At 61.1% G+C, this 22,812-nt stretch carries 23 protein-coding genes; 11 read left to right on the top strand and 12 right to left on the bottom strand.

From position 1 onward, the window contains the following. Positions 1 to 66 precede the first annotated feature (66 nt). Both SGN16_RS22745 and groL read left to right on the top strand, forming a co-directional pair. The gene (locus SGN16_RS22745) at positions 67 to 360 is read left to right on the top strand and encodes a co-chaperone GroES (protein WP_024619193.1); all 294 of its coding nucleotides are present in this window, start codon (positions 67 to 69) and stop codon (positions 358 to 360) included. A 49-nt stretch (positions 361 to 409) separates the two neighbouring features. Next, complete coding sequence (gene groL, locus SGN16_RS22740; protein WP_109753861.1) at positions 410 to 2,053, top strand: chaperonin GroEL; 1,644 nt, start codon at positions 410 to 412, stop codon at positions 2,051 to 2,053. Between the two features lie 103 nt (positions 2,054 to 2,156). Here groL and SGN16_RS22735 read toward each other — a convergent pair whose 3' ends face one another. Beyond that, positions 2,157 to 2,900 (bottom strand): phosphatase PAP2 family protein, encoded by a 744-nt coding sequence (locus tag SGN16_RS22735; protein WP_335943879.1) that lies wholly within the window; start codon positions 2,898 to 2,900, stop codon positions 2,157 to 2,159. A 249-nt stretch (positions 2,901 to 3,149) separates the two neighbouring features. Here SGN16_RS22735 and colR point away from each other — a divergent pair, with 249 nt between their 5' ends. The 5 genes from colR (at position 3,150) to SGN16_RS22710 (ending at position 6,842) form a co-directional block, all read left to right on the top strand. Continuing rightward, the gene (colR, locus tag SGN16_RS22730) at positions 3,150 to 3,833 is read left to right on the top strand and encodes a two-component system response regulator ColR (RefSeq protein ID WP_025215158.1); all 684 of its coding nucleotides are present in this window, start codon (positions 3,150 to 3,152) and stop codon (positions 3,831 to 3,833) included. Further along, entirely contained in the window at positions 3,823 to 5,100 is a 1,278-nt protein-coding gene (locus SGN16_RS22725; protein WP_335943880.1) for a HAMP domain-containing sensor histidine kinase, read from the top strand. Before colR ends, SGN16_RS22725 begins: the two co-directional genes overlap by 11 nt. A 128-nt stretch (positions 5,101 to 5,228) precedes the next feature. Next, positions 5,229 to 5,897, top strand: coding sequence for a class I SAM-dependent methyltransferase (locus SGN16_RS22720; RefSeq protein WP_335943881.1), 669 nt, complete (start codon positions 5,229 to 5,231; stop codon positions 5,895 to 5,897). 4 nt (positions 5,898 to 5,901) lie between these two features. Continuing rightward, positions 5,902 to 6,612: a lipopolysaccharide kinase InaA family protein gene (locus SGN16_RS22715; RefSeq protein ID WP_335943882.1), complete on the top strand. Its 711-nt coding sequence runs from the start codon at positions 5,902 to 5,904 to the stop codon at positions 6,610 to 6,612. A 2-nt stretch (positions 6,613 to 6,614) separates the two neighbouring features. Further along, the gene (locus SGN16_RS22710; protein WP_210640272.1) at positions 6,615 to 6,842 is read left to right on the top strand and encodes a hypothetical protein; all 228 of its coding nucleotides are present in this window, start codon (positions 6,615 to 6,617) and stop codon (positions 6,840 to 6,842) included. Between the two features lie 101 nt (positions 6,843 to 6,943). Here the strand turns inward: SGN16_RS22710 and SGN16_RS22705 are convergent, their stop codons facing one another. The 11 genes from SGN16_RS22705 to SGN16_RS22655 all read right to left on the bottom strand — a co-directional run bounded on the left by SGN16_RS22705 (position 6,944) and on the right by SGN16_RS22655 (position 19,377). Further along, positions 6,944 to 9,970: a multidrug efflux RND transporter permease subunit gene (locus SGN16_RS22705; RefSeq protein ID WP_335943883.1), complete on the bottom strand. Its 3,027-nt coding sequence runs from the start codon at positions 9,968 to 9,970 to the stop codon at positions 6,944 to 6,946. Between the two features lie 13 nt (positions 9,971 to 9,983). Continuing rightward, positions 9,984 to 11,132, bottom strand: coding sequence for an efflux RND transporter periplasmic adaptor subunit (locus SGN16_RS22700; RefSeq protein WP_335943884.1), 1,149 nt, complete (start codon positions 11,130 to 11,132; stop codon positions 9,984 to 9,986). A 155-nt stretch (positions 11,133 to 11,287) separates the two neighbouring features. Continuing rightward, on the bottom strand, positions 11,288 to 12,385 hold the full coding sequence (locus SGN16_RS22695; RefSeq protein WP_335943885.1) for a DUF1513 domain-containing protein: 1,098 nt from the start codon (positions 12,383 to 12,385) through the stop codon (positions 11,288 to 11,290). A gap of 2 nt (positions 12,386 to 12,387) precedes the next feature. Further along, on the bottom strand, positions 12,388 to 13,452 hold the full coding sequence (locus SGN16_RS22690) for an imelysin family protein (protein WP_210640264.1): 1,065 nt from the start codon (positions 13,450 to 13,452) through the stop codon (positions 12,388 to 12,390). A 28-nt stretch (positions 13,453 to 13,480) separates the two neighbouring features. Then, positions 13,481 to 14,872: a di-heme oxidoredictase family protein gene (locus tag SGN16_RS22685; RefSeq protein ID WP_335943933.1), complete on the bottom strand. Its 1,392-nt coding sequence runs from the start codon at positions 14,870 to 14,872 to the stop codon at positions 13,481 to 13,483. Between the two features lie 349 nt (positions 14,873 to 15,221). Further along, the gene (locus SGN16_RS22680; protein WP_335943886.1) at positions 15,222 to 16,562 is read right to left on the bottom strand and encodes a HAMP domain-containing sensor histidine kinase; all 1,341 of its coding nucleotides are present in this window, start codon (positions 16,560 to 16,562) and stop codon (positions 15,222 to 15,224) included. Between the two features lie 66 nt (positions 16,563 to 16,628). Beyond that, a complete protein-coding gene (locus tag SGN16_RS22675) occupies positions 16,629 to 17,066 on the bottom strand; it encodes a Spy/CpxP family protein refolding chaperone (protein ID WP_335943887.1) in 438 nt (145 codons plus the stop codon). Between the two features lie 211 nt (positions 17,067 to 17,277). Further along, complete coding sequence (locus SGN16_RS22670) at positions 17,278 to 17,955, bottom strand: response regulator transcription factor (RefSeq protein WP_025215146.1); 678 nt, start codon at positions 17,953 to 17,955, stop codon at positions 17,278 to 17,280. Positions 17,956 to 17,962: 7 nt separating this feature from the next. Continuing rightward, the gene (locus SGN16_RS22665) at positions 17,963 to 18,373 is read right to left on the bottom strand and encodes a translation initiation factor 2 (protein WP_210640257.1); all 411 of its coding nucleotides are present in this window, start codon (positions 18,371 to 18,373) and stop codon (positions 17,963 to 17,965) included. Positions 18,374 to 18,479: 106 nt separating this feature from the next. Next, entirely contained in the window at positions 18,480 to 18,779 is a 300-nt protein-coding gene (locus tag SGN16_RS22660; RefSeq protein ID WP_210640255.1) for a YciI family protein, read from the bottom strand. 1 nt (position 18,780) lies between these two features. After that, positions 18,781 to 19,377 carry a septation protein A gene (locus SGN16_RS22655; RefSeq protein WP_210640253.1) on the bottom strand — a complete coding sequence of 199 codons (597 nt, stop codon included), beginning with the start codon at positions 19,375 to 19,377 and terminating at the stop codon, positions 18,781 to 18,783. Positions 19,378 to 19,464: 87 nt separating this feature from the next. Between SGN16_RS22655 and SGN16_RS22650 the strand changes: the two genes are divergently transcribed. The 4 genes from SGN16_RS22650 to scpB all read left to right on the top strand — a co-directional run bounded on the left by SGN16_RS22650 (position 19,465) and on the right by scpB (position 22,785). After that, positions 19,465 to 20,328, top strand: a complete 864-nt coding sequence (locus tag SGN16_RS22650; RefSeq protein ID WP_210640252.1) for a PHP domain-containing protein — start codon at positions 19,465 to 19,467, stop codon at positions 20,326 to 20,328. A 13-nt stretch (positions 20,329 to 20,341) separates the two neighbouring features. Next, a complete protein-coding gene (locus SGN16_RS22645) occupies positions 20,342 to 20,971 on the top strand; it encodes an L-threonylcarbamoyladenylate synthase (protein WP_210640250.1) in 630 nt (209 codons plus the stop codon). A 132-nt stretch (positions 20,972 to 21,103) separates the two neighbouring features. Further along, positions 21,104 to 21,802 carry a ScpA family protein gene (locus tag SGN16_RS22640; protein ID WP_165826070.1) on the top strand — a complete coding sequence of 233 codons (699 nt, stop codon included), beginning with the start codon at positions 21,104 to 21,106 and terminating at the stop codon, positions 21,800 to 21,802. An 11-nt stretch (positions 21,803 to 21,813) separates the two neighbouring features. Next, positions 21,814 to 22,785, top strand: coding sequence for an SMC-Scp complex subunit ScpB (gene scpB, locus SGN16_RS22635; RefSeq protein WP_335943888.1), 972 nt, complete (start codon positions 21,814 to 21,816; stop codon positions 22,783 to 22,785). The last annotated feature ends 27 nt before the right edge of the window (positions 22,786 to 22,812 follow it).

Genomic DNA, 22,812 nt, shown 5'->3' with positions numbered 1-22,812 from the left:
GCCGGATTCGTTAAACCCGCCGGGACTACACCGGCCGATGAAAACCACAATTAGGAGAGATCGACAATGAAGCTTCGTCCTCTGCATGACCGCGTCGTCGTCCGTCGCAGCGAAGAAGAAAAGAAAACCGCTGGCGGTATCGTCCTGCCAGGTTCGGCTGCTGAGAAGCCAAACCAGGGTGAAGTCCTCGCTGTAGGCCCAGGCAAAGCACTGGAAAACGGTGAAGTACGTGCGCTGTCCGTGAAAGTGGGTGACAAGGTTGTTTTCGGCCCTTACTCCGGTAGCAACACTGTGAAAGTTGATGGCGAAGACCTGCTGGTTATCGGCGAGAGCGAAATCCTCGCTGTTGTCGAAGGCTGATTCCCCGCTCATTTTTCCGCGACTACAAAGTATTTAAGGAATATCGATCATGGCTGCTAAAGAAGTTAAATTCGGCGATTCCGCCCGCAAGAAAATGCTCGCCGGTGTCAACGTCCTGGCTGACGCAGTAAAAGCGACCCTGGGCCCGAAAGGCCGTAACGTGATCATCGAGAAGAGCTTCGGCGCTCCGACCATCACCAAGGACGGCGTTTCCGTAGCCAAAGAAATCGAGCTCAAAGACCGCTTCGAAAACATGGGCGCGCAACTGGTCAAAGACGTTGCCTCCCGTGCCAACGACGACGCTGGCGACGGCACCACCACTGCTACCGTCCTGGCTCAATCGATCGTCAACGAAGGCCTCAAAGCCGTCGCTGCCGGCATGAACCCGATGGACCTTAAGCGCGGCATCGACAAGGCGACCATCGCCATCGTCAAGGAACTCAAAGGTCTGTCCAAGCCTTGCGCTGACACCAAGGCAATCGCTCAGGTCGGCACCATTTCGGCCAACTCCGACAGCTCCATCGGCGACATCATTGCCGAAGCCATGGAAAAAGTCGGTAAAGAAGGCGTGATCACCGTTGAAGAAGGCTCGGGCCTGGAAAACGAACTGTCGGTTGTAGAAGGCATGCAGTTCGACCGTGGCTACCTGTCCCCGTACTTCGTCAACAAGCCAGACACCATGACCGCCGAGCTCGACGGCCCGCTGATCCTGCTGGTCGACAAAAAGATCTCGAACATCCGCGAAATGCTGCCAGTGCTGGAAGCCGTTGCCAAAGCCGGCCGCCCACTGCTGATCGTGGCCGAAGACGTTGAAGGCGAAGCCCTGGCGACCCTGGTTGTGAACAACATGCGCGGCATCGTTAAAGTCGCAGCCGTCAAGGCTCCTGGCTTCGGCGACCGTCGCAAGGCCATGCTGCAGGACATCGCCGTACTGACCGGCGGTACCGTTATCTCCGAAGAGATCGGCCTGAGCCTGGAAAGCACCACCCTGGAGCACCTGGGTAACGCCAAGCGCGTGATCCTGTCCAAGGAAAACACCACCGTGATCGACGGTGCTGGCGTCGAGGCTGATATCCAGGCCCGCGTTACTCAGATCCGCGCCCAAGTGGCCGAGACTTCGTCCGACTACGACCGTGAAAAACTGCAAGAGCGCCTGGCCAAGCTGTCCGGCGGCGTTGCAGTGATCAAGGTTGGCGCCGGTTCCGAAGTTGAAATGAAAGAGAAGAAAGCCCGCGTTGAAGACGCCCTGCACGCTACCCGCGCAGCCGTCGAAGAAGGCGTGGTGCCTGGCGGCGGCGTGGCACTGGTTCGTGCCCTGCAAGCCATCAGCGAACTCAAAGGCGACAACGATGACCAGAACGTCGGCATCCAGTTGCTGCGTCGCGCTGTAGAAGCCCCTCTGCGCCAGATCGTTGCCAACTCCGGCGACGAGCCAAGCGTTGTGGTCGACAAGGTCAAGCAGGGTTCGGGTAACTACGGTTACAACGCTGCTACCGGCGAATACGGCGACATGATTGAAATGGGTATCCTGGACCCAGCCAAAGTGACTCGTTCGGCCCTGCAAGCGGCTTCGTCGATTGCTAGCCTGATGATCACCACCGAGGCGATGATCGCTGAAATCAAGGAAGACGCTCCAGCTGGCGGCGGCATGCCAGACATGGGCGGCATGGGTGGCATGGGCGGCATGATGTAAGCCAGCCTTACCCCTGTAGCGAAAAACCCCGCCTGCGAAAGCAGGCGGGGTTTTTTATTGCCTTGGTTTTCCCCGGTGTGAGATCGCTCCCGGATATTTCAGTTCAGGCACTGGCGGGGCTGGTTGCAGCGACACCTTCAGTGACGGAGGCCGGCCGATACAGCACGTAGTAGTAACATCCCAGGCAAATCAGCCAACAGAACACCGCGGTCCACACGTTGTGGGAAAAGAAGTGCGCCCCTTGCATCATTCGGCCCACGGAGAAGACCGTGCCCAGGGCAAAGGCGAATACCAGGGTCTGGCGGGCCAGGCGCGGGCGGCGGTCACGCAGCGCGAAGAACAGCGCAAACAGCGTGAAGCCGGTGGCGGCATGCCCACCGGGCCAGCAGCGGCCAGGTTTGTCAGTGGCCGGACGCGGGCTCAGCAACTCACTGTAGGTTTCCTTGCCGCCGAATTCCTTCAAACTCCAGGGGCATTGCACCGCCGTCACCGCTTTCATCGGCGTGACGAAGGATGTCGCCAGGGCCAGGGACAGCACCAGGCAGCCCAGCTCGCGTTTGAATGGCTTGAGCCGGGCGACGAACAACGAACTGATGAACCCGAGGACCGCCAGTACGGAAAAGGCGATGACCACCTCTTTGGCTCGGTCGTGCAGAATGTCTTCCAGAAAAAAACTGTGCCGGCCGATGAATTCCCCGCCTACCGGGTCGTAGAACAACTTGGCCAGGTCCATGTCCAGTGTGGTCAGCTCCAACAGCACCAGAATCACCGCGACAGCGGCGGGCAAACCCAGGGCGATCCGGAAATTCAGGGGCCTGGAAGCGGGGCGGATGGTGGTGGAAAGCATGACATTACCTTGGCTGGGAATTTTCGTAAGCGGCGCGTTGCCCGCAGTGTGCTCGGCATTGCGTTGGAGAGGTGTGAATGTTGGGTGAAAAACTCGTCAATCCCCACGCAGTCCCGTTCCTTGGGCATTCGATCTTTGTGGACGCGGGCTAGCTCGCCAGGGGCGCCGATACAACTCTAGCCGTGAGCCACACTTGGCCTTAAGCTGCGCGGGCCACGATGACTGTCTACGTGCGCAGAGGAGATGCCCATGCGAATTCTATTGGTTGAAGACAACCGTGACATCCTGGCCAATCTGGCCGATTACCTGGGGCTCAAGGGCTATACCGTCGATTGCGCCCAGGATGGTTTGTCGGGGTTGCACCTGGCCGCTACCGAACACTACGACCTGATCGTGCTCGACATCATGCTACCGGGCATCGACGGCTACACCCTGTGCAAGCGCCTGCGCGAAGATGCTCGACGTGATACGCCGGTGATCATGCTCACCGCCCGGGATCAGTTGGACGATCGTCTGCAGGGCTTCAAGTCCGGGGCCGATGATTATCTGATCAAACCCTTTGCGTTGTCGGAATTGGCGGCGCGGATCGAAGCCGTCATGCGCCGGGCCCAAGGTGGTGGCCGGCGGGCCTTGCAGGTTGGCGACCTGAGTTACGACCTCGACACCCTGGAGGTGACCCGTGAAGGCAAGCTGCTCAAGCTCAACCCCGTAGGCCTGAAGCTGCTGGCGGTATTGATGCAGAAAAGCCCCCACGTGTTGCGCCGGGAAATCCTTGAAGAAGCGTTATGGGGCGACGATTGCCCGGACAGCGACAGCCTGCGCAGCCACGTCCATCAACTGCGTCAGGTGATCGACAAACCGTTCGACAAGCCGTTGTTGCATACCGTGCACGGCGTGGGTTATCGCCTGGCCGAGGGCCGTGATGGAGTTTAAGCAGAGCCTTGCCCAACGGATCATCATCGCCTTTGCGCTAATGAGCGCGTTGGTGGCCGGGGCATTTGCCATGGGCATCGTGGCGACAGTCCACCTGGTGGAAGAAAAACTGATTTCCGCCGGGCTTGGGGGCGACCTTCAACGCTTGCTATTGATGGACAGCGTCTCGGACTGGAACCATCGTCCGGAGCCCGACCAGTTGTTTTATTTCAGTGGCGGCCCGGGAGACTTCGAGTTACCCAAGGATCTACGGCATCTGGAGCGTGGCTTCCACGAGGTGTTTCGCGAACAACTGTCGTATCACGCCATGGTCGAGATCGTGGACGGTCGGCACTACGTGCTGTTGCAAGACCAGAGCGACTTCGAGGAGCGTGAGCGGGTGCTGTTTGCCGTGGTGCTGGTGGGCTTCGTGCTCAGCCTGGCACTGGCGGTATTTCTGGGGTGGATCCTGGCACGCCGGGTGATGGCCCCCGTGGTTCGCCTGGCCCGGCAAGTACGACATCGCGACCAACTCCTCGGGCTTGCCCCTCCGCTGGCTCCGGATTACGCCGCCGATGAAGTGGGTGAACTGGCCGTGGCGTTCGACGCGACACTGGGGCGGTTGCGCCAGGCCCTGACCCGCGAACGCTTGTTTACCAGCGACGTGAGCCACGAATTGCGCACGCCGTTGATGGTCCTGGCGACCTCTTGCGAGCTGCTGCTGGAAAACTCAGCCCTGGATCAGCGTGGCCGCACCCAGGTCGAGCGCATTAACCGGGCCAGTGAAGAGATGCGCGAGCTGGTGCAAACCTTCCTGATGCTCGCCAGGGCCCAGCGCGAAGACAACGGCATGTCGCCTCGACTGACCCTGGAACAGGTGGCCGAGAACCTCCTCGGAGTGTGGCGCAGTCCCATCGAATCCAAAGGCTTGACGCTGATCTTCGAACCGGGACAAACCCTCGATACCCTGTATAACGCCACCTTCCTGACTGCCGTCATGGGCAACCTGCTGCGAAATGCCTTGCACTACACCGACCAGGGCTTCATCCGTCTTTCGTTGACTGCCACCGGGTTCGTGGTCGAGGACAGCGGTGTGGGCATCCCGGAGGAGAAGCGCGAAGCGATGTTCGAGCCATTCGTGCGCGGCAACGAAAAGCGCGGTGAGGGCCTGGGATTGGGGCTGTCACTGGTGCAACGGATTTGCGAGAACCAGGGCTGGACGGTGAGTCTCAGCACGATGGAACCCAACGGTTGCCATTTCGAGGTGGAGTTGAATCCGAAGACGTGATCGCCAGGGTTGGAAAAATCTTGTAAAGATTCGGTCATTTACATGACAAAGTTTTCACAAAGTGATGACCTGACTCTGACGTATCAATTCATAAGGTGGGGGCTATTCAGACATGGAGGCCCCCATCAATGCCCGATCCCATCAAGCTCGATTTTTCCGAGAAGTACGACGAGCAGCATGCCCAAAGATATTTTCGTAAGCATCGAGGCAGCTTGAGTCGCCGCCTTTCCAATCAACGAGACCAGCAACTGGCCCGCCGCGCATTAGCCCTTGTGGGCGACCCCGGCCTAGTGTTGGACCTGCCATGCGGTGCGGGGCGATTCTGGCCCTTGTTGGCCGAAAAGCCGAATCGGGTCATCATCGGCGCGGACAATTCCGAAGCCATGCTCAAGACCGCAATGGAGTCTCAGCCGGCCGATGTCGTGAAACGGGTACAACCCTTGCACACTTCCGCGTTCGACATTGCCTTACCTGATAGCGCCGTCGACAGCATTTTTTGCATGCGCCTGTTGCACCACATTGGTGAACCCGAGCATCGACTGGCGATTCTTAGGGAGTTCGAACGCGTTACCCGTGATAGCGTGATCGTTTCATTGTGGGTCGATGGCAATTTCAAGGCCTGGAAACGCAAACGCCAAGAACGTACTCGTGGGCAAAAAGGCTACCAGAATCGCTTTGTGTTACCGGTTGCTACAGTAGAGGAAGAGTTTCGGCAGGCAGGGTTTCGTATTCAGGAACGACTGGACTTTCTACCGCTCTATGCCATGTGGCGAGTTTACGTATTACGCAAGAGGTAAAGGCATGGGTGTACAGGCAGCAGGGACATCAACGATTCTCCTCGACGACTTCGAACATTTCTGGAGTCAGCAGGGGGAGTGGGTGGAAGAGCCCAATGTGCGTCGCGGCGGTGAAAGCGGTGTGCAACGAATCAAGGGCAAGGACGGCAAGCTGCTTTATGCCAAGCGTCAGACCGGCCATATCTATCGCAGTTGGCTGCACCCGTTTGGTAGACCCACCGTGCTGCGGGAGCAAGACGCACTCCTGGCGTTGACCCGACTGGGTGTCCGCGTCCCCCAACTCATTTTCTGTGGCGCCCAGCGGGACCCGGTTCACAAGTGGCGCGCGCTGCTGGTGACCCAGGCGCTGGAAGGTTTTGAAGAGATCGAGCACTGGTATGCCGCAGGTGGCCGTGAGCGCCATGGCGAAGCAGTGCATGATCAAATCCTCCTGGCGCTGGCGGAAAACCTGGCCCGCATGCACAAGGGCCGTTGGCAACATGGCTGTATCTACATCAAGCACGTCTTTGTGCGCGTGACCGGAGAAGGTGAGGCGGCCAAGGCCGAAGTGGCTTTGCTCGATTTTGAGAAGTGCCGCCAGCGCCTGACCGCCCGGCGTGCGGCCTCCCATGACATGAAGCAGTTGCGGCGCCATTCGTCGTTCAGCGACGCTGACTGGAAAAAACTCGTCTACCTTTACGAGGCGGCGTTTGGCAGCGCTATCAAAGGTTTATAGCGATGAAATTAGAAATTGCTAGAGGTTTGTTTTTAGTAGGGGCCCTGGCAGTTGCATCGATGGCGGTGGCTGTATGGGAGCAGCCACGTTCGCAGATCCTCAGCGCTTCCACCGTTGACGCTCATTGCCCTTTGCCAAGGGTGGCCAAGGCCAGCGAGGCGATCCGACCGGACAACGATCTGCTGCTGTTCATGTTCAGTCTTTCCCAGGGGATGAGGCCGCAGAGTTGAGCATCACGAAACCTGGATAAAGGCCTCGCATATGCGAGGCCTTTGTTTTTTAACGACAGAAATCCCCTCGCCACAGAAGCCCCACAATCTCTCCAACAGCCTCAGGGTTGGTCCGGCTTGGCCAGCAGGGTATAGACGCAGGGCAGCACGAACAGCGTGAACAAGGTCCCAATCGACATCCCGGTGGCGATTACCGTACCGATGTCGAAACGGCTCACCGCGCCGGCACCGGTGGCCAGGATCAACGGCACCATGCCAAACACCATCGCCGCGGTGGTCATCAGCACCGGCCGCAGGCGAATCGAGGCCGCTTGCTCCACTGCGTCCCTTGGCGTCAGTCCCTGTTCCTTGCGCAACTGGTTGGCGAATTCGACTATCAGGATCCCATGCTTGCTGATCAGGCCGATCAACGTCACCAGCCCCACCTGGGTATAGATGTTCATGCTCGACCAGCCGAGGAACAGCGGAATCAACGCTCCGCAGATGGATAGCGGTACTGTCACCAGAATCACCAGCGGATCCCGGAAGCTTTCGAACTGGGCTGCCAGTACCAGGAAGATAATCGCCAGGGCCAGGGCAAAGGTCACCCATAGTGCACTGCCTTCCTGTACGAACTGCCGCGAAGCCCCCGCGTAATCGAAGGCGAACCCGGTTGGCGCTTCTTCCCGGGCGATCTGGCGAACCGTCTCGATCGCCTCGCCCATGCTCACGATGGGAAAGCCCGAAATCGTGACTGCGTTGAGCTGCTGGAACTGGTTCAGTTGTCGTGGTCGCGCCCGGTCGCTGACCTTGACCAGGGTCGAAAGCGGTAGCAGTTCGCCCTGGGTATTTTTCACGTAGTAATTATTCAACCAGCCCGGGCTATCCCGAAATGGTCGTTCGACCTGGGCGATGACCTTGTAGCTGCGCCCCTCGATGGTGAAGCGATTGATTTCGGCCTCACCCAGCAGGGTTGCCAGGGTGCCGCCCAGGTCCTGCATCGAAACCCCCATCTGGGCTGCCTTGGCGCGATCGATGTCGACCACCACCTCGGGTTTGTCGAACGCCAGGTCTATGTCCATGAAGGCGAACTTGCCGGATTCCATGGCGCGTTTTTTTACGCGTTCGGCAATCTGCAGCAGTGTGGTGTAGTCCTTCGGCGAGTTGATGACGAAGGCGAATGGCAGGCCCTCGCCAGTGCCCGGCAGGGAGGGCAGGTTGAAGCCGAAAATCTGCAAGCCGGGAATGCTCTCCAGCTTGGCCTGGACTTCAGGCAGGATTTCCATCTGGGTGCGGCTGCGTTCGTTCCAGGGCTTGAGCAGGAAGCCGCCGATGCCCGATTGCACACCGTTGTAGCCGTTGATCTGGAACGAGGAATAGTACTCGGGGAATTCCTTGAAGATCGTGATGAAGTGATCGGTGTAGGCGTTCAGGTAGTCAAGGTTGGTCGTCTTCGGCGCATTGGCCATCATGAAAATGATGCCTTGGTCCTCGTCGGGCGCCAGTTCGGACTTGGTGAACATGATCAGCACCGGAATCAGCAGCAGTACGATTGCGGCGAATACCAGCACCACCGGCCGGGCATTGAGCGTGCCGTGAAGCAGGCGCTGATAGCGACTCTTCAAGCGTTCGAAGACCGTATCCAGCCGATGGGCCAGCCCCGAAGGGTTCTCATCATGACGCAGCAGCAGGGCGCACATCATGGGGGATAGGGTCAGGGCGACGATTCCGGAAATCACCACCGCGCCGGCCAGGGTCAAGGCGAACTCCTTGAACAACGCCCCGGTCAACCCTTCGAGCAGGCCAATCGGCGCGTAGACTGCCGCCAGTGTGATGGTCATCGAGACCACCGGCATGGCGATTTCCCGAGCACCTTCTATCGCGGCGTCGAACGGGTTTTTGCCTTCCTCGATGTGCCGGTGAATGTTTTCCACCACCACGATGGCATCGTCCACCACCAGGCCGATGGCCAATACCATGGCCAGCAGTGTCAGGAGGTTCATCGAGTAACCCATCAACTGCATGAAGAACATCACGCCGATCATCGACAGGGGGATGGTCACCACGGGGATGACCACCGAACGCAGGGCACCGAGGAACAGGAACACCACGACGATGACGATCAGCACTGCCTCGAACAGGGTTTTTACTACTTCGTCGATGGACGCCTGGATGAACAGGGTGGCGTCGTAGGCGATCTCGGCCTTGAGATTGGTGGGCAGTTGGGCCTCCAGCTCCGGCATGATCTTGCGCACTTCCTTGATCACATCCAGCGGGTTCGCGCCGGGTGTGGCCTTGATCCCGATGTACACCGAGGGCGTGCCGCCGAAGGAACTGATGGTGTCGTAGTTCTCGGCGCCCATTTCCACCCGGGCCACATCCCGCAGCAACACGCGGCTGTCACCGTCGGTCTTGAGCGGAATCGCGGCAAAGGCCTCGGCAGACTTGAGTTCGGTGTTGGCGTTGATGCTGGTGACCACGTACTCGCCTTTCACCTCGCCGGCCGCCGAGAGGAAGTTGTAATGGCGCACGGCATTGGTCACGTCAGCGGCAGTCAGGCCGAAACCGGCGAGCTTGACCGGGTCCAGCCACAGGCGCATGGCGAAGACCTGGTTGCCGAGGATTTCCGCTTCGGCCATGCCCGGCAACGTCGCCAGTTTGGGCTGGATCACCCGTGACAGGTAGTCGGTGATCTGCGGGTTGTTCAGTTCCTTGCTGAAAAAACTGATGTACATCAGCGCCGAAGCATCGGCGGCCTCGCGGCTGAGGACCGGGTCCTCGGCGTCCTGGGGCAGTTGGTTCTTGACCTCGTTGGCCTTGGCCAGCAGTTCGGTAAAGAGTCGGTCGCTGTTGGAGCCGATACGGGCATAAACCGATATCACCGAGAAATTCTGGCGACTGACCGAGGTCATGTAGTCGATGCCCTCGGCGCTGGCCAGGCTCTGTTGCATCGGTTGGGTGATGTAGCCCTGGATGGTCTCGGCGTTGGCCCCGGGGTAAGCGGTGGTCACCGTGATCAGGGCGTTTTCCATCTGCGGATACTGTCGCAGGGGCAGCTTGCTCCAGGCCTGGAAGCCCAGGAGCACGATCAGCAGGCTGACCACGGTGGCGAGCACCGGACGGCGGATGAACGGATCGGTAAAAGCCATGGGGGTTCCTTGATCAGTCCGCGCGCGGCGGGCTGTTCTGTTCGGTCAGGGTCTTGTCGTCGCTGATGGCGATGGGCGTACCGTTGTCGAGCTTGATCTGGCCGGCGATCACCACCTGTTCGCCGCTCTTCACCCCCTTGGAAACCAGTACCTGCCCGTCGCGTCGCTCGCCGGTTTCGACGGAGCGCCGTTCGGCGATCAGGATCGGCTGGCCCTTGTCGTCTTTCTCGACACTGCCGTCGGCGGCTTTTTTCTGCGTCACCACGTACATGGAGTTGCCATAGAGGGTGTAGGTCACCGCGCTTTCCGGCACGACAATGGCGGCAGTCACGTCCGGCAGGATCACCTGCAGGTTGGCGAACATGCCGGGCAACAGTTTGCCGTCGGGGTTGGCCAGGGTGGCGCGCACCAGCACGTTGCGAGTGCTGTCCTCGACCTTGGGGTTGATCGCACTGATGGTGCCGACGAAGTTCTGCCCGGGATAGGCCGAGACGCTGACGTCGACCGGCTGGGCAACCGCGAGCCTGGGCACGGTTTGCTCGGGAACGTAGAAGTCCACATAAAGGCTGCTGAGGTCCTGCAGGGTGGCGATCACCGTGCCGCTGGCCAGGTAGTCGCCGACGTCCACCTGGCGAATGCCGATGGTGCCGCTGAACGGTGCCAGGATCTGTTTCTTGGCCAGGGAAGCCTTGAGCTGATTGACCGTGGCCTGGTTCTTTTTCAGTTGCGCCGAGAGCCGGTCGAACTCGCCCTTGGAGATCGCCTGGCTGCCCACCAGTTGTCGGCCGCGACCGAAGTCCAGTTGTGACAGGTCAAGGTCGGCCTCGGCGGTTTCCAGCAGAGCTCTTTCGACGTCACTGTCCAGTTGCAGGAGCGGCTGGCCAGCCTTGACCTTCTGTCCGGACTGGAACTGCACCTTTTGCACCGTCCCGGCAATTTCCAGGCTCAGGTCCACGCCTTGCAATGCCTTGAGGCTGCCAACAGTGGGCAGGCGTGCTTGCCAGGGCTGCTCGACGGCTGTGGCCACGGCGACGCTGACGGGTGGTTTCGGTACGGAAAACATCTGGATCTGCTGGTAAATGGAGAAGGCCTTGTAGCCGGCGAGCAACAGCACCACCAGCAGGACAACACCCAACATGATCAGCATGCGGCGTCGCAGCATGTTCCACTTCCTTGGAAAAGAGCTGAGAGAAAATACAGATAGGCGGGCACATTACTCCGAGTGTGCGGGCTATTCCAGATCCTGCAGGGCCGGTGGAGTGTGGGACTTTTCCGAAAAACCAGGGAGCTCGGCGCCGAGAGGCTTCGCTCCCTTGCTCAGGCCAGATGCAAATGGTTGTCCCAGAGCCCTGCTGGTAGATCCAGCGGCTTTGCAACCAGTTGTGTCTGCCGACAATCGTAATAGCGGCACCGCCCTTGGCCCGACGTCACGACGAAACCGTCGGCCACCGCGCCCACGCCGGCACAATCTGGCAGAGGCGCATCCAGGCGCACTTCGCCGCTGTCCAGGTCCCAGATGAAGAAGCGGTTGCCGCGCGGAGCGGTCAGGGCCACCAGGCGCAGGTCGCTGTGCACGGCAACGCTGGCTGTGTAGTGCCCCATGGCTTGCAATTGCTGCTCGGGCACCGCAAACGCTTGGAACGGTTGGCCTGGCCGCTTGATCGCCAGCAGCTCCGAGGGCTCGTGGGCAGGGCCCATGAACTGCTGGCCCGAAACGATGGTACCGTCGCTGGCGATACCCAGGTGACGCACGCTGTTCATTGACTGGGCGAGGGTTTCCTTGCTCAGCAAGGTGCCATCGCGTTGCATCAGCACCAGGCTCGGCTCCATGGCGTCGAGGTTCATTTCGACCCGGCTTTCGGCCTCGGTGCGAATGCCGCCATTGGCCACCACCAGCGTCTCGCCGTCAGGCATCCAGGACACCTGGTGCGGGCCGATGCCGTGGGTGGAAATCTCACCGCTGTGCACCAGCCGCTCGCCTTCGAAACGGTACACACCCAACAGGCCGCGGCCTGGGTCGGTGGTGTCATTCTCGGTGGCGTACAGCCATTCGCCACCTTTATGGATGACCGCGTGGCCGTAGAAATGCCGGTTCGGTAACGAGCTGATGGTTTGCAGCAGCGCACCGTCGCGCAGGTCGATCAGGTAGCTTTCGGTACCTGGACGACGAGCGACGAACAGCGCAACCGGCAACGTCGGGTGGTTGATGATGTCATGGCAACGCTGGCCGACCTGGGTGGCGAACACCCGGCTACCGTCCAGCCGATAGCCCACGGCGTAGTGCTTGCCGTCGCCATCGTCCCGTGCCGAAAGCAGGAGCGGACTCTTGTCCTTTTGCTTGAACAGCGTCCAGCCGCCCAGGGTAATGGCGCCGAGCAGCAAGCTGCCCAATGCCAGGGCCTGACGTCGAAACATGATCAGTCACCGTCGTTGGCGTTGAAGCCCAGTTGAATGCCCAGCGCCTTGGCCAGTTCGCCTTCGTGCAGGCGATGGACGACGTTGAGGCTGTCATACAGATCGTTGAGTTGCTGGCGCCCGGCGTCGTCGTTGAGCATTTCGGTCAGCGTGCGCTGGCTGCTGGCGAACAACTTCAAGGATGCCTCGTAGGCTGCATCGATTTTGTCAGCCAATGGTTTCTGGTCGTTGGGCAACAGGCCGCGCAGGCCTTTGTTGTCCACGCCCACCCAGACGGTCCTGGCCGCGCTCAGGCTGGCCTCCAGGCCTTGCAGCGACGACTGGCTGCGCCAGGCATCGGCCTGGAACGGTTGCGGCACGCCCTTGCTCTGGCGGCCCATCGGCGTACCAAGTTTTTTCTTCAAGGTGTCGAGGGCGGTGACCTGGACCCGCAGCAGATCGGCGATGGCTTCGTGAGAGTCAGCGTAGCGCTGGTTCGGGAACTTGCTCATCTGGGCGAGCATGCCGTCGTTGGTGTTCCAGCGCGACAGGATCTCTTCGGCCAGTTGCTTCTGGCGTTCACCGATGGCGGTCAGCAGCGGGCAGTATTTGGCTTTTTGCGCACTGTCGGCCATGTCGATCTTGGCGTCGAACAGCAGGTACTCGTAGGCAGAAAGACCTTGGACCACGACGCTGGACTTGGCCAGGCCGGCGGCGTCGATCTGCGGCTCACTGTTGACCAGTTGTTCGACCTGACGGCCCACGAGGTTTTTCTTGTCCGGCCAGAACTGCACCTGCCAGGCACGGTTGCCCTCGGCCAGTGGACCGATCAGCAGCGGTTGCAACTCGGCCCAGGCTTTTTGTGCCTTGAGGAAATCGGCGCGGGCGGTCTCCAGGTTTTCCTTGCCTTGGCAGAATGCCAGGGCGCTGCTCGCCAGTTGCCGGTCGGCATCGACCCAGCGGCTGTAGGTCGGCAGGATCACTTGCTTGGCGATAGCCGCGGAGGTGATCGCTTGCGGGTCTTGGGGCGAACAGGCTCCGAGGGCGAGGGCGGCGAGGCTGGTGAACAACAGCTTGGGACGGAACATGTCGGGCTCCCGGTTCTGGAAAGTGCGTTTAAAGGGAATTGAGGAACGCCAGTAGCGCGGCACGCTGCTGGGCATTGAACGATAAAACCTGGCGCTGCGCCGCTTGCGCTTCACCGCCATGCCACAGCACGGCTTCGAGCAGGTTGCGGGCGCGACCGTCATGCAGGAACTGGGTGTGGCCATTGACGGTTTCGGTCAGGCCGATGCCCCACAGCGGCGGGGTTCGCCAGTCACGGCCGCTGGCCTTGAATTCGCTGCGGTTGTCGGCCAGGCCTTCACCCATGTCGTGCAACAGCAGATCGGTGTAAGGGCGGATGACCTGGTTCGCCAGCTCCGGTTCGGCAGCGTTGGCGGAGGTGGTGTATTTCGGTGTGTGGCAGGACTGGCAACCGGCCTGGAAAAACAGATTCTTGCCGGCCAGCACCTGGGGCGAGTTCACTTCGCGACGGGCCGGCACCGCGAGATTGCGGCTGTAGAACAGCACCAGACGCAGGATGTTGTCGCTGACTTCCGGCTCACCGTCCGGGCCGTTGCCGCTGGGCGCGCGCTTGCAGTCGACTTGGGTCTCGGTGCAGTCGTCGAACGGCCGCAGGCTGGTGGTCAGGCCCATGTCGCCGGAGAAGGCGTGGACGTTCTGCTGATTAAGATTGGGTTGCCCGGCCTTCCAGCCGAACCGTCCCAGGACGGTTTTTTGCTGGGCATCGTCCCAGACCTGATTGGGGCGGCCGGCGATGCCGTTTTTCTCCCGCGCCTGGGCCTCGGCGTTCGCCAGGATGGCCTCGTCAGGGATGGCCTCCAGCAGCCCGAGGCCGATCATTGGCGGGGCGACGCGGGCGGAAAAGCGCGTGTCGGGGTGCATCGGCCCATAGGCCAGTTGGCTGATCTGCAGGTTCGGCTTGCGCAGTTCCACGACAGTCCCGTCCTTGAAACGCACGGGGACGGGGCTGTAGTCGACCCGCACCTTGCCTTCGGGGGCTACGCCCGGGATGGACATATCCTGCAATTGCCCGCCGTAAACCGGTTCCGGCACGACCCCCAGTTGTTCGATGACCTTGGCATAGGGCGGCGCATCGGGGATCGACAGGCGCACCAGCATCGACACTGCGCTGCTTGCGTCTGGGGCCGGCGGATGACCGCGACCATCCTTGATGTGACAGTTCTGGCAGGCATTGGTGTTGAACAAGGGGCCGAGGCCGTCCCGGGCCGTGGTAGTCGAGGGAGCGATCACCCAGGGGCTGCGGAAGAAACTGTTGCCGACACTGAAGTCCACGCGCCGCGACGGTGGCAGGTTGGCCGAAGGCAGGGAGAAGGCGTTCTGATCGGTCTTGCGTACCGTCGCGGCGCCACCGGACCGGGCTTCGCCGGGTTCGGCCTGGGTAAAACGCGGGGCATCATCGCAGGCACTCAGGCCCAGGGCCATGAACAGAGCGCATAAACGAAGAGGCAACGACGGCATCGGGCATCCTGGAAGATGAGTGAAACGAGGGCGCAAAGTCTAACAGGACGGGGCAGTTTGAATAAGAGGAATTATCGTTTAGTTTGATGAAGGCTGCTTTGATATGAGAGAGGAAAATGTGGCTCACTCAAGGGTGGTTTGATCCCATTGTGGCGAGGGAATTTATCCCCGTGGGGCCGCGCAGCGACCCCCTGGTTTATCTGCTACACCGCGGTGACAGACACATTTGGAGGCGCTGCGCACCCTAGCGGGGATAAATCCCCTCGCCACAGATAAATCCTCTGCCACTGTTTGGTTTTCTTCCGCCGCGGGGTTAAGGCTGGACAACAGCTCCCGGCACCAACGGCAACTCCAAGGTCGCGATGAATCCGCCGCCTGGGTGATTGGCCAGCACCAGCGTGCCGCCATGACGCTCGGCGGCACGGCGCGCAATGGCAAGGCCCAGGCCATGGCCGGCGGCGGTCTGGCCGGGCGCACGATAGAACGGCTCCCCCAGCTGACCCAGGTGCTCGGCCTCTACCCCCGGCCCGTGGTCGCGCACGCTCACCAGAATCCGTTCGCCCTGGCGCACCGCGCGCATCTCGATCGATTGCCCGGTTGGGTTGAACCGCTGGGCGTTGCGCAGAAGGTTATCCACAGCCCGCTCGATCATGGTCGGCCAACCCTTGAGGGTCAGGTTTGGCTCTGCTTCCAGTTGCACACTTTGTTCCGGTGAGGCCAGTTGCGCATCTTTTTGCACTGTGACCAGTAAACCATTGAGGTCCACCTCTTCGGCGCTGGCGTTGTCGGCATCGACCCGGGCCAAGACCAGGATTTCGCTGATCAGCGCTTCCAGGCGATCGCATTCGCGGGTCAGGCGCGGCCAAAGCTTTTCCCGTTCCTCGGGGTTGGCCCGTTCAGCCAATGCCAAGGCGATGCGCAGTCGGGCCAGGGGCGAGCGCAATTCGTGGGACACGTCTCGCAATAGCTGCCGTTGGCTGCCGATCAAGCTCTGCAGGCGTGCGCCCATGCGGTTGAAGTCGGTGGCCAGTACGCCGAACTCATCCCGGCGATTGGCCAGTTTGGCGAGGCTGTTCTGCTGGTAGGTGGCTTGACCCAGGTCATGCACGGCGCCACGCAGGCGGCTCAGCGGGCGGGTGATAGAGAGGGTCACCAACAGGCTGAACAAGGTCAACACCACCAGGGCGATTCCCAAGGCACTGAGGGGCCAGAGCAAACTGTCGCGGTGCCAGGCGTCCAATTCGGGATGGGGGATGCGGTAGATGAACAGGTAGGTGTCGCCGGTTTTGGCGCTGGTGAATTCATCGGTCAGGCGCCGCCAGGGCAGGCGTCGGTCGTCATTGTTCTGCCGCGCCTCGAAGGCCGCGGCGCGGCGGGGGAAGGTGCCACGCACCACCGGGTCGCCGCTCTCGTTGAGCACCTGGACGTCGATGTGATACTGGCGCTTGCGCTGTTGCAGGATCTCCTGCGCCGCGTCTTCGCCCTGGCTTTCGTAGGTTTGCGTCCACTCTTCGGGCAGGGTGTTGAGACCTGGATGGCGACTGAGGATCCAGGCGTCCTGGTTGAGCATGTGGCCCATGAGAATCGAAAGCCCTGCTACCAGGGCGATGGCCAGCCAGAAACTGGCCAGGATGCGCCAGAACAATGAACGCACGGTAAATCCTCGAAAACAAAGAAAGCCCAACGGCGGTTGCCGTTGGGCTGGGGGCATCTCAGTGCATTATTGCGCTTTTTGCGGTTGCTGCGCTTTCCAGGCCTTGAACTCGGCCCACTCGGCGCGGCGCTCGGCTTGCTTCTTCTGGATCGCGTCGAACTCTTTTTGCTGTTCAGGCTTGAGCAAACTGCGGATCTGGGCGTCGACTTTCTGGTGACGGGCTTCCATTTCGTCTTTCATGGCTTTCTGATCGGCTGGCGACAATTTGGCCAGGTATTTCTCTACCAGTTCGCGACGTTCATGGCGCTGCTCGCCCATGATCTTGCGGATCTGCTGGCGCTGTTCGCGGCTCAGGTCCAGGTCACTGAGGGGACCTTTGTCATGCATCATGCCGCCGTGGCGCGGGCCCTCCATCGGCCCCATCGGGCCTGCATCTCCAGGCATGGCCATGGCGACGGTGGGCAGGGCGGCAGCGAACATCAGAGCGATAAGGGTCTTGCGCATGGGGTATCTCCTTGTCTCATTCCCGGTCAGTTCCGGATGAGTGCAGATTACGGAGATCAAGGTCAGCGGCGGTCAGGGGTGGGTAAAGCTTGGGTAAAGACGATTTGGTGCAGGCCTGACAAAACAGTGTGGGCCAAACACAAAAAGCGTGGCGAGAGGATTACCGTGGCGAGGGGATTTATCCCCCCGCCACAAGTAATCGGTGCCGTGTTCAGAGGCTGTAGTAATAGCCACGGCTGCGCAGGGCCACGATGCGTGGGCGGCCGTCGGGGTGGGGGCCGATTTTCTTGCGCAGGTTGCTGACGTGCATATCGAGGCTGCGATCGTACAGGGTGAGCTTGCGACCCAGGGCGATCTGCGCCAGTTCCTGCTTGTCCAGCGGCTCGCCCGGCTGCTTGAGCAGCGCTTCGAGCAGACGGCTTTCGGATACGGTGAGGGTCTGTTCCTGTTCGTCGATGCTGACCACGCCACGCACCGGGCTGAAGGTCAGGTCACCCAGTTCGATCTGGCTGGACACCGCCGCCGGGTGGCTACGGCGCAACACAGCGCGCAGGCGGGCGGTCAGTTCTCGCGGGTCGCAGGGCTTGGCCAGGTAATCGTCGGCCCCCAGTTCGAGGCCAAGGATGCGGTCCAGCGGTTCGCCACGGGCCGAGAGCATCAGCACCGGCAGCTCCGGGTGATCGTTGCGTAGCTGCTTGAGCAGTTCCAGACCGCTGCCGTCGGGCAGCATCACATCCAACACCACCGCCGCCGGGGCGGTTTCGGCCAGGGCCTTGCGGGCACTCTGGCCGTCGTGGCAGGCGCGGACCTGGAAACCTTCCTGGCCCAGCCAACTGCCAAGGAGCTCACACAGCTCCTGGTCATCATCAATCAGTAACAGCTCGCTCATGACTCACTCAATTTAGCCATTGCCGACGTTGTCTACGTCCACCGCTGGCAAAGATACCGCAGAGCAGGGCCAATAGCGCTACCCCGGCGCCAATGACGAACCATTGCTGTTGATCGGTCAACAGGCGTGGCAGGGGGTTGGCCTGGGCTTCCTTGAGTTGCAGTTTCAGGCGCTGATTCTCCTGGCGCAACCGCGCCAGCAAGGCGCTCTCGCGTTCGCTGTCGGCGCTTTGCAGTTGTTTGCTCAGTTCTTCGCGCTGGCGTTCGCTGTCTTTCAAGCGTTGCTGCAATTCGGCGATCTGGCTGCCGGCGCTCAGGGACAAGGGGGTCGAATGACTGCCCTCGGTGCTCTCCTCGCCATGGGCGGGTGCCCCGATCGCCAACGTGACCCATAACAGGCACAACGGACCTTTGCGCATTGCAACTCCTGAATTCCAATCGAGATTAGACAGGTTGTCGGCCGGCGAGCGAGAAAAATGAGCAACTGAACGCAATGAGCCGCGAAGGCTCATTGCGCGTGGAGGATTACGGCAGGACTTGCTTGAACGGTTTGACCACGACATTGGCATAGACGCCGGCTGCGACGAACGGGTCTGCCTCGGCCCAGGCTTGGGCGGCGACCAGCGAGTCGAACTCGGCCACGATCAGGCTACCGGTAAAGCCAGCGGCGCCCGGGTCATTGCTGTCTACCGCCGGGTGCGGGCCGGCCAGGACGACACGGCCTTCGGCCTTGAGCTGCTGCAGGCGTTCCAGGTGCGCCGGGCGGTTGGCCAGGCGTTTTTCCAGGGAGTTGGCGACGTCGGTGGCAATGATTGCGTAGAGCATGTCAGTCCTCGGTTTTTGGCGTGGTGGAGTCGGCATCATGCAAATGACGGGACAGGTAAATGCCCTGGCCAATCAGGAACAGCAGCGTCATGCCCAGGCTGCCGAAGACCTTGAAGTCCACCCAGTAGTCCTGGAATGTGAATGCGACGAACAGGTTGGCGGCGCCGCAGAACAGGAAGAAGGCGATCCAGGCGATGTTCAGCCGGGTCCAGATCAGGTCTGGCAGGCTTATGGCGTGGCCCATGATGCGCTTGATCAGCAGGCGATCACCGATGAAGTGGCTGCCGATGAAGGCCAGGGCGAACAGCCAGTTGACCACCGGAGCTTTCCATTTAAGGAAGGTTTCGCTATGGAAGGCCAGGGTCAGGCTGCCGAACACAAGGCAGGCGATCAGGGTCAGCCACTGGCTCTTCTCCAGCTTGCGCTGGGACACGAACAGCGCGCCGTAGACCACCAGCGAGCTGATGATCAGCACCGCGGTGGCGCTGTAAATACCGCCTACAGTCAAGGAATGACCGGCGATGTCGACGGCCCGTGGATCAAGTTTGTAGACGATGAAAAACAGCAGGAGCGGGATGAAGTCGATGAATTGTTTCACAGTGGCAGCCAGAAGCAGGATGTGGCGGCATAATAACAAACATCCTTGGCCGCGATAGGGCCAGCTGATTTGAGGTAACAAACTCTCGTGAATGTTGATTTGCACTGCCATAGCACGGCCTCCGATGGCGCCCTGGCGCCTGCGGTTCTGGTGGCGCGGGCGTTCGAGCACGGCGTGCGAGTCCTGGCCCTGACCGATCACGACACCCTCGAAGGCCTCGACGAGGCCCGCAGCGCCGCCACGGCGCTGGGCATGCAGCTGGTCAACGGGGTCGAATTGTCCTGCACCTGGGGTGGGGCAACCATCCACGTGCTGGGCTACGGTTTTGATGTGCATGCGCCGGCGCTGGTCCAGGCCATCGCCGACCTGCGCGATGGTCGCTGGCTACGCTCCGAGGAGATCAGCCGCAAGCTGGCCCTCAAGGGCATGCCCGGAGCGCTGGAAGGCGCCCGGCAGATCCAGCAGGAGCTGGGTGACAGTGGCAACGCACCGGCCCGGCCGCACTTTGCCGACTGGATGGTGCGCGAAGGGTTCGTCAAGGACCGCGCCGAAGCGTTTCGCAAATGGCTGGGGGCCGGCAAGCTGGGGGACGTCAAGCAGCATTGGCCGACGCTGGAGCAGACCGTCGAAACCCTGCGGGCCGCCGGCGCCTGGGTCAGCCTGGCGCATCCGTGGCACTATGACTTCACCCGCAGCAAGCGCCGTCGCCTGGTTGCCGACTATATTCAAGCAGGGGGCCATGCCATCGAGGTGGTCAACGGCCATCAGCCGGCCGAGCAGGTTGGCAGCCTGGCGATCCTGGCCCGCGAGTTCGGTCTGCTGGTTAGCGCCGGCAGTGATTTCCATGGCCCTGGGGGCTGGTCCGAGATCGGCGAATATCGCCCGTTGCCGGAAGATCTGCCACCACTATGGTGTAGATTCAAACATGATCCCGTTACCGCCGCCGTCTGAACAGGTAGAACACGTGAGTCAATTTTTCCAGATTCATCCGGAAAACCCGCAAGCGCGCCTGATCAAACAGGCCGTGGAAATCATCCGAGGCGGTGGTGTGGTGATCTATCCCACCGATTCCGCCTACGCCATTGGTTGCCAGATCGGTGACAAGAACGCCGTGGAGCGGGTAAGACGCCTGCGTCAGTTGGACGACAAGCACAACTTTGCGTTGATCTGCAGCGACCTGTCGCAGCTTGGCCTGTTCGCCAAGATCGACACCGGAACGTTCCGGCTGCTCAAGGCCCATTTGCCTGGGCCGTATACCTTTATCCTCAACGCCACCCGGGAAGTGCCGCGATTGTTGCTGCACCCGAAAAAACGCACCATCGGCCTGCGGGTGCCAAGCCATCCCATTGCCCTGGCACTGTTGGCGGAACTGGGTGAGCCGCTGATGAGCGTGACGCTGATCATGCCCGGCGAGACCGAGCCGCTGACCGATCCTTACGAGATGCGCCAGATGCTTGAACATCAGGTCGACCTGATCATCGACGGCGGTTTTGGTGGCATGAAAGCGTCTACCGTGATCAACCTGGCCGACGGCGAGCCGCAGGTGGTGCGTGTCGGGTGTGGCGATCCGGCGCCCTTCATGGTCGAGGCTTGAATGTCGGCTGTGGAAACCGCCGTGGACAGCGCAGATAGCCAGGCCGGCGCCCAGCAGGAGCTGCCGTTCGCCATGGTCTATGGCCAGGCGGTCATGGAAATGCCCCTGGACCTGTACATTCCGCCGGATGCGCTGGAAGTGTTCCTCGAAGCCTTCGAGGGGCCGCTTGACCTGCTGCTGTACCTGATCCGCAAACAGAACATCAATATCCTTGATATCCCCGTGGCGGAAATCACCCGCCAGTACATGGGCTATGTCGAGCTGATGCAGTCGGTGCGCCTGGAGCTGGCGGCCGAATACCTGGTGATGGCGGCCATGCTCGCCGAGATCAAGTCGCGGATGCTGTTGCCGCGCTCGGCCGAGGTCGAAGCGGAAGAGGACGACCCTCGGGCCGAGCTGATCCGCCGCTTGCAGGAATACGAGCGCTTCAAGGTCGCGGCCGAAGGCCTCGATGGCTTGAACCGGGTCGGCCGCGATGTGGTAGTGCCCAAGCTCGACGCCCCCGAAGCGCGGGCGCGCAAGTTGTTGCCGGATGTCAGCCTGGAAGAGTTGTTGATGTCGATGGCCGAGGTCCTGCGCCGCGGCGATATGTTTGAAAGTCACCAGGTCAGCCGCGAAGCGTTGTCCACCCGCGAGCGCATGAGCGATGTGCTGGAGCGGCTCAAGGGCGGCGGCTTTGTGCCGTTCGTCGAGCTGTTCACCGCCGAGGAAGGGCGGCTGGGCGTGGTGGTGACGTTTATGGCGGTCCTGGAATTGGTCAAGGAATCCTTGGTCGAGCTGGTGCAGAATGAGCCGTTCGCAGCGATCCACGTGCGGGCACGAGCCGAATAACGAGCAAATCAATGAATCTGACTGAACCCCGCGAGCTGGCCCCCTTGCTTGAAGCTTTCCTGTTGGCCTCGGGAAAACCGCAATCGATGGAGCGGCTGTTCGAACTCTTCGAAGAAGGCGAGCGGCCTGAGCCGGCCGTGTTCAAGAAAGCCCTGACACTCCTGGGCAAGTCCTGCGAGGGGCGGGCTTTCGAGCTCAAGGAAGTGGCTTCCGGTTATCGCCTGCAGATCCGCGAGAAGTTCGCACCCTGGGTCGGGCGCCTGTGGGAGGAACGGCCGCAGCGCTACTCGCGCGCCATGCTCGAAACCATGGCGTTGATCGCTTATCGCCAACCGATCACCCGGGGCGAGATCGAAGATGTGCGGGGCGTGGCGGTTAACAGCCATATCGTCAAGACGCTGTTGGAGCGTGAGTGGATCCGGGTCGTCGGCTACCGGGATGTGCCGGGCAAACCGGCGATGTTCGCCACCACCAAGGCCTTTCTCGATCACTTCAACCTGAAAAATCTTGATGATTTGCCGCCGCTGGCCGAGTTGCGGGAGCTGGAACCCGAACCGATGCTGGAGTTCGACGACGCCCCGGTGCCCCAGGGCTTGCAGGAACTGGCCGACGCCAGCGCCGAGCCTGAGGAGCCCAAGGAGGAGACCAGTTTCCACTCGTTGTTGCTGGAGCTGGACACCATGGAAGAAGGCTTGAAGACCGACTTCGACGACTTGCTGCGTGAGGGGCCGGGGCCTGAAGGCGAGACGGATGAGCCCTTGCAGCCCGACGGTGAAGCTGAACTCCAGACCGAGCCTGAACCCGAACCTGAGCCTGAGCCTGAAGAAGACATTCTTGGTGTTGCCGAAGCTCGGGAGAAACTCCTGGCCGCCGTCGCCGCCCTCGAACCGCGCGAACCCGAGCCGGAACTGAGCGACGAAGAAGCCGAAGCCCGGGCTTTGGCTGAAGCGATTGAAAACGAACGGCGCCAGTTCGACGATTAATCCCGTCTGACACACCGCCACTCCCAC

This window comes from Pseudomonas sp. G166, from assembly GCF_037027455.2.
In the GTDB taxonomy this organism is placed as follows: Bacteria; Pseudomonadota; Gammaproteobacteria; order Pseudomonadales; family Pseudomonadaceae; genus Aquipseudomonas.
The sequence above is the reverse complement of the archived record's forward strand: the minus strand, read 5'-3'. Positions and strand labels throughout refer to the sequence as shown.

Coding starts and splice junctions, on each gene's coding strand:
- SGN16_RS22745 (WP_024619193.1), top strand. CDS start 67: ATGAAGCTTCGTCCTCTGCATGACCGCGTCGTCGTCCGTCGCAGCGAA.
- scpB (WP_335943888.1), top strand. CDS start 21,814: ATGAATCTGACTGAACCCCGCGAGCTGGCCCCCTTGCTTGAAGCTTTC.
- SGN16_RS22720 (WP_335943881.1), top strand. CDS start 5,229: ATGCCCGATCCCATCAAGCTCGATTTTTCCGAGAAGTACGACGAGCAG.
- colR (WP_025215158.1), top strand. CDS start 3,150: ATGCGAATTCTATTGGTTGAAGACAACCGTGACATCCTGGCCAATCTG.
- SGN16_RS22705 (WP_335943883.1), bottom strand. CDS start 9,970: ATGGCTTTTACCGATCCGTTCATCCGCCGTCCGGTGCTCGCCACCGTG.
- SGN16_RS22685 (WP_335943933.1), bottom strand. CDS start 14,872: ATGGCCCTGGGCCTGAGTGCCTGCGATGATGCCCCGCGTTTTACCCAG.
- SGN16_RS22675 (WP_335943887.1), bottom strand. CDS start 17,066: ATGCGCAAGACCCTTATCGCTCTGATGTTCGCTGCCGCCCTGCCCACC.
- SGN16_RS22665 (WP_210640257.1), bottom strand. CDS start 18,373: ATGCGCAAAGGTCCGTTGTGCCTGTTATGGGTCACGTTGGCGATCGGG.
- SGN16_RS22670 (WP_025215146.1), bottom strand. CDS start 17,955: ATGAGCGAGCTGTTACTGATTGATGATGACCAGGAGCTGTGTGAGCTC.
- groL (WP_109753861.1), top strand. CDS start 410: ATGGCTGCTAAAGAAGTTAAATTCGGCGATTCCGCCCGCAAGAAAATG.
- SGN16_RS22735 (WP_335943879.1), bottom strand. CDS start 2,900: ATGCTTTCCACCACCATCCGCCCCGCTTCCAGGCCCCTGAATTTCCGG.
- SGN16_RS22660 (WP_210640255.1), bottom strand. CDS start 18,779: ATGCTCTACGCAATCATTGCCACCGACGTCGCCAACTCCCTGGAAAAA.
- SGN16_RS22725 (WP_335943880.1), top strand. CDS start 3,823: ATGGAGTTTAAGCAGAGCCTTGCCCAACGGATCATCATCGCCTTTGCG.
- SGN16_RS22690 (WP_210640264.1), bottom strand. CDS start 13,452: ATGTTCCGTCCCAAGCTGTTGTTCACCAGCCTCGCCGCCCTCGCCCTC.
- SGN16_RS22715 (WP_335943882.1), top strand. CDS start 5,902: ATGGGTGTACAGGCAGCAGGGACATCAACGATTCTCCTCGACGACTTC.
- SGN16_RS22710 (WP_210640272.1), top strand. CDS start 6,615: ATGAAATTAGAAATTGCTAGAGGTTTGTTTTTAGTAGGGGCCCTGGCA.
- SGN16_RS22695 (WP_335943885.1), bottom strand. CDS start 12,385: ATGTTTCGACGTCAGGCCCTGGCATTGGGCAGCTTGCTGCTCGGCGCC.
- SGN16_RS22700 (WP_335943884.1), bottom strand. CDS start 11,132: ATGCTGCGACGCCGCATGCTGATCATGTTGGGTGTTGTCCTGCTGGTG.